Raw genomic sequence first — 7154 nt, forward strand, 5'->3', positions numbered from 1 at the left:
CCCGGAGAGCCGGACGGCCACTCCAGGGAAGCCACGGTCGGCAAGAACCCATCAGCCACATCCGGCCCTCCCGGGCCACCTAACACCTTACGGAGAACTCATGAGCGCGTGGCGCAGGACCGTCGCGTCCCTGGTCAAGGCCGCCCTGGTGACGCACGTCGTGCTGACGGTCTTCGAGAACCTGCCCGACGACAAGCTGCCGATCAAGATGCGCCTGCCGTTCTTCCCCGACCTGCCGCAATGGCGCTTCTTCGCCCCGAACCCCGGCATCGAGGACCTGTACGTCTTCTACCGCACGCGCGCGACGCCCGCGGACGGCTGGACCACGTGGGCCGACCTGGCCATGCGGAACGAGGCGAAGCCGCTCGCCGTGCTGTGGAACCCGGGGAGCCGGGTTCCCAAGGCGCTGTTCGACATGGCATCGCAGGTGCGCACGCTCGCCTCGAACGGGGCCATGTTCGAGTGGATGCTGAACAGCGACGGGTACAACCTGATGGCCGGGGCCGTGCGGGACACGTGCAGGAAGAGCAGCGAGTCGGGCGACTACCAGTTCATGATCGTGGCGTCCGTCCCGACCGAGGGTGCCGACGGGATCAAGCCCATCATGATCTCGCCGGAACTCGCCCTGTGAACCGGGGGAATACCGAGATGCCCGAAAGCACCAAAGGCAGCGGAACCGGCGGAAGCACTGGAAACAGCGGAAACGCCGGAAGCAGCGGAAATCAGGAGATCCCCGATCTGGGCGAGAAGCGGATCCTGTTCATCGTGACCGGATCCATCAACGCCGCGCTCACGCCGTACTGGCTGCACTGGCTGCGCCAGTCGTTTCCCCGGATCACGAGCGATCTCCTGGTGACCAGGTCCGCACAGCGTTTCGTGACGCTGGACGCCCTGCGCCGACTGGTGGGCGGCGACGTGTGGACCGACGACTACGCCGACCCCTCCCTCCCGGAATCCGCGCACGTGGAGATCGGCGAACGCGTCGACGCCTTCGCCGTCTTCCCCGCGACGCTCGATTTCGCCATGCGGCTCGCCGCGGGAAACTGCAACACCCCCGCCACCATGGCGTTGCAGATCACCGAGAAGCCGATCGTACTCGCCACCGCCTTTCCGGCCGGAAATGCCGTCGTCGAACGCAACATGGAGCTCCTGCTGCAGCGCCCGAACGTCTCGGTCAGCCAAACCGTCGCGGCGTACAGCGTCGGGAAGCGAAAATGGGAGGGCGAGACCGGCTTCTACCTGCCGTCGGTCCTGAAGGAGCTGGAAGGAATGTTCGATGCGGAGGGCCGCCGGTAGCACCAGCTCCCGGTGAGCGGCCACTCCGCCCGTGGAATCCCGCGCGGCGGACCGACCACGAACGAGGCGGGCCGAGCATGAAATGGAACAGCGACGTCGCGGTCGTGGGCAGCGGGCCGAACGGCCTGGCGGCGGCCGTCACCTTCGCCCGCGCCGGGTTGCACGTCGACGTCTACGAGAGCCAGGACGAGATCGGCGGCGGCCTGCGCACGCACGCGCTCTTCGACAGCGACGTACGGCACGACATCTGCTCCGCCGTCCATCCGATGGCCGCCGTCTCGCCGTTCTTCCGCCGGTTCGACCTGTCGGCCCGCGGCGTCGACCTGCTCCAGGCGGAAGCGTCCTACGCCCATCCGCTGGCTGACGGGCGAGCCGCCGTGGCGTACCACGACCTCGACCGGACCTGCGAGGCACTGGGCCGTGACGGCGCCGGCTGGCGGCGGCTGATGGCACCGCTCATCGGCCGCAGCACCGAGATCGGGGAGCTCTTCCTCTCCGACTTCCGCTCCGTCCCCGCGTCCCTGCGGACTCCGGCGATGCTCGCGTGGCGGTCCCTGGTCCACGGGACGGCGCTCGCCACGCGCCGGTTCGCGACCGACGAGGCGGCCGCCCTCCTCGCCGGGGTGGCCGCGCACGCCGTCGGCAGGCTCCCCAGCATCGTCGGCGGGGCCGTGTCGGTCTTCCTCGGCCACCTGGCGCACAGTTCGGGGTGGCCGGTGCCGCGCGGCGGGAGCTCGGAGATCGCGGCCGGCCTGGCCGAGGACATCCGGCGCCACGGCGGGCTGATCCACACCGGTGCGCGCATCACCGAGCTGGCGCAGGTGCGCGGTTCGCGCGTCGTCATGTTCGACACCGGGCCGAAGGAGTTCTCGGCCGTGGCGGGCGACCGACTGCCCGCCGCCTACCGGCGACGACTCCGCAGGTTCCGGTACGGGCCCGCGGCGGCCAAGGTCGACTTCCTGGTGTCCGAGGCGATCCCGTGGCGCAACACCGACGTGGCCAGGGCCGCCACCGTGCACCTCGGAGGGTCGCAGGCGCAGATCTACCGCCGGGAGTCCGGGGTCGCCCGCGGCATCGACGCGGGCGACCCCTTCGTGCTGCTGGTGGATCCCGGCGTCGCCGATCCCGACCGGGTCCGCGCCGGGAAGAGGCCCGTCTGGGCCTACGCGCACGTGCCCAACGGGTACGCGGCGGACCCCACCGGCTCCGTCACGGCACAGATCGAGAAGTACGCGCCCGGGTTCAGCGAGACGGTCCTCGCCGCCAGGAGCACCAACGGCGTCCAGTACGAGGCGTACAACCCCAACTACGTCGGCGGGGACATCGGGGCCGGGGCCCTGACCCTCGGCCAGCTGCTCATGCGCCCGACCCTCCGGTGGAACCCGTACGCGACCCCGCTGCCCGGCGTCTACCTGTGCTCCGCGTCCACCCCGCCCGGTCCGGGCGTCCACGGCATGAGCGGCTACCTCGCCGCCGTCTCCGCGCTCCGCCGGGAGTTCGGCATCACCGCGCCGCCCTCGCTCGGGCCCCGTCCGGCGTCTTTGCGATGTGAACCGTGACGGCGGCGTCATCGATCGGAGAGGCTGCTCGGTAAGGGTGGTGGCGGCGGGTCCGCCCCGTGGAACCCCTGGCGCCTTGGAGGAGACCGATGTCCGCACCTGTTCAGCACCACCGGTTCGCCGTCGACGGGGACGGCAACGACCTGGGGTACGCCCTGTCGCTGCCGGACGGGTACGACGAGGGCCCCGGGCCGTGGCCGCTGCTGCTGCTCCTGCACGGCGCCATGGAGCGCGGCGAGGATCTGGCGGCGCTCGCCGTGCACGGGCCGGTGCGGCAGATCGCCGCCGGGGCGAAGCTGCCGTTCGTGGTGGTGGCCCCGCAGTGCCCGGCGCACAGCTCGTGGGTCGCGGAGGTGAGCGCGCTGGCGGCCCTGGTCGAGGAGGTGGCGCGGACGTACCGGATCGACCCGGACCGGCGGTACGTGACCGGGCTGAGCATGGGCGGCACCGGCACGTGGGCGCTCGCCGCCCGGTACCCGCACCGGTTCGCCGCCGCCGTGCCGATCTGCGGGTCCGGGCTGAGAGAGGCGGCGCCGCGCCTCGCCGCCCTCCCGGTGTGGGCCTTCCACGGCGGGGAGGACGACGTCGTCCCGGTCGCCCACACCGAGCGGGTGGTCGAGGCGCTGCGGGAGGCGGGCGGTCCGGTGCGGTTCACCCGCTACCCGGGGGTCGGCCATGACTCCTGGACGCGGACGTACGACGACCCCGAGGTCTACGCCTGGCTGCTCGCCCAGTCCCGCCGGTCCCGCAGCGCGGGCTGAGGACGGCGGCGGGCGCCGGCGGGCGCTACTGCTGGGAGCCGGTCGCCTGACGGGGGCCGGTCCGGGGACGGGTGGGGTGCGGGACGGACGCGGGCAGGGCGTGCCCGGTGCGGTCGTCGGTGTGCCAGGACTGCGACTGGAAGGCCAGGAACACCGCCGCCCACCGGCTCTCCGCCGGCAGGTGGATGAGCAGCGCGCCGTCCTGGTGGACGCCGTCGTCCGTCCGGAACCGCCCGCTGTTGCCCTGGTTCATGTGCACGTCGTGCACGCCGTTGCCGGGCAGGAAGCCGAACACCTTGTCCGGGACGCCGGGTTCGGGCCCGAAGCGCTGCCCGAAGACGTACACCGCGGCCGCCGGGTCGGCGATCGCCCGCTGGACGTGCTGGTCGAGCATGTCGGCGAGGTCGTTGTCCGGGCCCGGGAGGTCGGGCGGCAGGACGCGCATCGCCGCGGGGTCGAACAGGTGCCCGCGGACGAAGTCCAGGCTCGCCGTGCCCGGCCGGGACGGCAGCGGGTTCCAGCCGCTGCCGGCCGGCGGGAGGAGACCGGTGACGGGGTGCCGGAAGTCCTCGACCGCGAGGTGGCGCAGGTCCGCGGGGGCCTGCTGGGAGAGGACGTTGACCGCCGTGCGGTAGTCGGTGCCCCCGGCGTCGCGCAGGTGGATCTGGTAGTGCGGGGTGTCGGTGGCGCCCTCGCGGCGCCGGTCGACGGCGGTGGCGGCGAGCACGCCGTAGTCGCTGATCGGCATGGGTGTGGTTCCTCGGTTCCCTGGCTGCTGGTCCTGGTGCCTCGCCGGCCGGTAGGCCGGGGTCCCTCCGTTATCGCGCACACCGCCGACCGGGGGCTGTGGAATCCGCAGTTGTTCATCTGCCGTCCCCCGAACGGGCTTTCGCGCCGCAGAACGTTGACGTCGGGGCGCCGGCGTCCGGGGACTGGACGAGGACCGGACGAGGGCGGGCCGGTCAGTCGACCGGTGCCGGCCTGCCCCGGCCGGGCGCGGCGTGGACGCGTCTCGGCCGCCCCCGGAGCAGCTCGCCGGTGACGAAGGCCGTCACCGCGGCGACGATCAGCAGCGGCATCACATCGGCGGCCTGGCCGCCCAGCAGCGCCGTCGCCAGCACCGTGCTGGTGACCGGAAGCCGGGTGACGGCCGCGCCGGAGGCGGCCAGTCCGACGGCCAGCGCGGGCGCGGTGCCGAAGCCGGGCAGCGGCGCGCAGGCCGCCCCGAGCGCGGCACCGATCAGGATCGCCGGGAAGATCGGGCCGCCGCGCAGGCTGCCCAGGGCGATCCCCCAGCCGACCGTCTTGCACAGCACCAGGGCGAGCAGCGCGCCGATCGACCAGGCCGCCGGGTCGGCCGCCAGCGCGCCCAGGGTGGCCTGTCCGGAGAGCGCGGCCTCCTCCGGCGAGCGACCGGTGAGCAGGGCGTACGCCGCGAGGCAGGCTCCGACGGCGATCGCGCACAGCACCGTCCGGACGGCGGTCCGACGAGCGGTCGGCACCGGCCGGGGGCCCGCCGGATCGCCCGTGGTGAAGGCCTTGACCCGCCGGCCGAGGGCCTGCCCGGCCACGCAGACCACGGCGATCACCACCGCCAGCGGGACGCCCCAGAGGAAGTCGCCCAGGTCCGGGACGCCGCTCTCGGGCACCCGCGGCAGCGAGAGCGCGCCGATCGACAGCCCGGTCCAGTGGCCGAAGCCGGTGAAGACCAGCGCACCGACGCCGCTGGCCAGCAGGCAGGGCAGGATCAGGGCGATCAGCCGCGGGCCGCCCAGCCCGGCCGCCTCGATCATCATCACGCCCGCCACCAGCGGGCTGCCGAAGATGGTGGAGATCGCCGCCGCCGCCCCGGCCGTGCCCAACACCGGTACCAGTTCCGGGCGTTGGGCCCGCCTGACGGACCGGACGGCGAGCAGCGCGAGGCCGCCGCCGATCGCCATCAGCGGCGCCTCCGGGCCGAGCACCGCGCCGAGCGGCAGGCAGGCGAGCGCGGCCAGCACCACGCCGGGGACGGCGCCCGGCGGGGTGGGCGGGCCGCCCAGCCCGTCCACCGGGACATGGCCGCCGCGCCCGGGCAGCCGGGTGACCACGGGGGCGAGCAGCAGGCCGGCCAGCAGCAGCGCGGGCAGCGGCCACCACCAGGGGGCGCGGTCGAAGCCGGCGGCGACCGGCAGGCTCTCCCAGACCCAGTGCTGGAGTTGGTGCTCCAGGCCGACGAAGCCGAAGGCGACCAGCGAGACCGGGGCACCGATCAGGGCGGCGACCAGCAGCAGGCCGAGGTAGCCCTTGCCGAGCAGCACCTGACGCAGGGTGGGGCCACCGTTCTGCTGCTGGGGCGTCCCCGGCATCGCCGCTCCTTCGCGCTCCCGGGGCGCGCGGCCCCCGTCCTGCGACCGAGTCTCGCCCGGGGCCGGGCGGCCCGCACGGCGTGCGACCCGTCAGCCGGGCGCCGGACGAGCGGAGTTGCGCCGTTCGGGTGAGAGCGCCCTCCGGGGCGGCTGGCAGCCGGAGCGGGTGGGCGTCGGAGCGGGCGGCGTCGACGGCGGCCGGAGCCAACAGCCGGCGGTCAGAGCCGGTGGGCGTCGCCGAGCGCGCTCTCGATGCCCTGGACCATCCGCCACAGCGGCGCCCGGCGGCTGGCGACCAGCACCACCACATCGTCCGCCCCGGACTCCCCGGGCTCCCCGGACCCCCCACCCGCGCCGTTCTCGCCGCCCGAGCGGTCGTTCCAGGTGCCGGTGACGAAGGCCATCGCCGCGTCGACCTCGACCACCCAGTCGCTCTCGCCGCCCGAGCGCAGCCAGGTGCGCAGGGCGTGGTTGTGCGCGGCGACGACGGCGGCGGCGGTCACGTCGGCGCGCAGCGGGCCGTCCGGGCGGTCGGCGAACCGGCCGCGCAGGTAGGCCGCGAGCGTGTGCTCGTAGCGCCAGACCACGGAGAGCTCGTACGCCCGCAGGCCGGGGACCTTGCGGGTGAGGCGGTAGCGCTGGACGGAGAAGGAGGGCTGTTCGGCGTACATCCGCAGGACGAGCCGGGCCGCGTCGCAGGCGTGCTTGACCGGGTCCTCCTCGCCGGTGCCGGACTCCAGGAACTCCGTCATCTCGGCGAGGCTGCGCTCGTGGTCCGGGAAGACCACGTCCTCCTTGGCCGGGAAGTAGCGGAAGAAGGAGCGCCGGCCGACTCCGGCGAGCGAGACGATGTCGTCGATGGTGGTCTGCTCGAAGCCGCGTTCCAGGAAGAGCTCGAAGGCCGCGGCGACGAGCGCCTCGCGCATCGCCGGCTTGGCGGGCCCGTCGTTCATGGGCAGGTCCTGCTCTTCCTTCTCGCTCATTCCCGGAACATAGCATCGGCCCCGAACGGCCGGACCGGGTGCTCGGCCCGGCCGTCGGTGCACCTCGCAGGCGCTGTTACGGCAGGTTGCGGGCCATGACGATGCGCTGGATCTGGTTGGTCCCCTCGTAGATCTGGGTGATCTTCGCGTCCCGCATCATCCGCTCCACCGGGTAGTCCCGCGTGTACCCGTACCCGCCCAGCAACT

General features: G+C 73.6%; 8 protein-coding genes. 4 read left to right on the top strand and 4 right to left on the bottom strand.

Going from position 1 to position 7154, the window contains the following annotated elements; genetic code table 11:
* Positions 1-100 precede the first annotated feature (100 nt).
* The 4 genes from ACFWPT_RS40395 to ACFWPT_RS40410 all read left to right on the top strand — a co-directional run bounded on the left by ACFWPT_RS40395 (position 101) and on the right by ACFWPT_RS40410 (position 3616).
* On the top strand, positions 101-631 hold the full coding sequence (locus ACFWPT_RS40395; RefSeq protein ID WP_380487985.1) for a hypothetical protein: 531 nt from the start codon (positions 101-103) through the stop codon (positions 629-631).
* Positions 632-648: 17 nt separating this feature from the next.
* Positions 649-1296, top strand: coding sequence for a flavoprotein (locus ACFWPT_RS40400; protein ID WP_380487987.1), 648 nt, complete (start codon positions 649-651; stop codon positions 1294-1296).
* A 77-nt stretch (positions 1297-1373) separates the two neighbouring features.
* Positions 1374-2855: a phytoene desaturase family protein gene (locus ACFWPT_RS40405; RefSeq protein ID WP_380487990.1), complete on the top strand. Its 1482-nt coding sequence runs from the start codon at positions 1374-1376 to the stop codon at positions 2853-2855.
* Between the two features lie 89 nt (positions 2856-2944).
* A complete protein-coding gene (locus ACFWPT_RS40410; protein ID WP_380487991.1) occupies positions 2945-3616 on the top strand; it encodes a prolyl oligopeptidase family serine peptidase in 672 nt (223 codons plus the stop codon).
* A 25-nt stretch (positions 3617-3641) separates the two neighbouring features.
* Here ACFWPT_RS40410 and ACFWPT_RS40415 read toward each other — a convergent pair whose 3' ends face one another.
* The 4 genes from ACFWPT_RS40415 to ACFWPT_RS40430 form a co-directional block, all read right to left on the bottom strand.
* On the bottom strand, positions 3642-4364 hold the full coding sequence (locus ACFWPT_RS40415) for a DUF2278 family protein (protein ID WP_380487993.1): 723 nt from the start codon (positions 4362-4364) through the stop codon (positions 3642-3644).
* Between the two features lie 214 nt (positions 4365-4578).
* The gene (locus ACFWPT_RS40420; RefSeq protein ID WP_380487995.1) at positions 4579-5964 is read right to left on the bottom strand and encodes a chloride channel protein; all 1386 of its coding nucleotides are present in this window, start codon (positions 5962-5964) and stop codon (positions 4579-4581) included.
* 218 nt (positions 5965-6182) lie between these two features.
* A complete protein-coding gene (locus tag ACFWPT_RS40425) occupies positions 6183-6890 on the bottom strand; it encodes a TetR family transcriptional regulator (protein WP_380380797.1) in 708 nt (235 codons plus the stop codon).
* Between the two features lie 133 nt (positions 6891-7023).
* On the bottom strand, positions 7024-7154 hold a 131-nt coding region (locus ACFWPT_RS40430), incomplete at its 5' end, for an acyl-CoA dehydrogenase family protein (protein ID WP_366379572.1).

Source organism: Kitasatospora sp. NPDC058478 (assembly GCF_042720345.1).
GTDB lineage: Bacteria > Actinomycetota > Actinomycetes > Streptomycetales > Streptomycetaceae > Kitasatospora.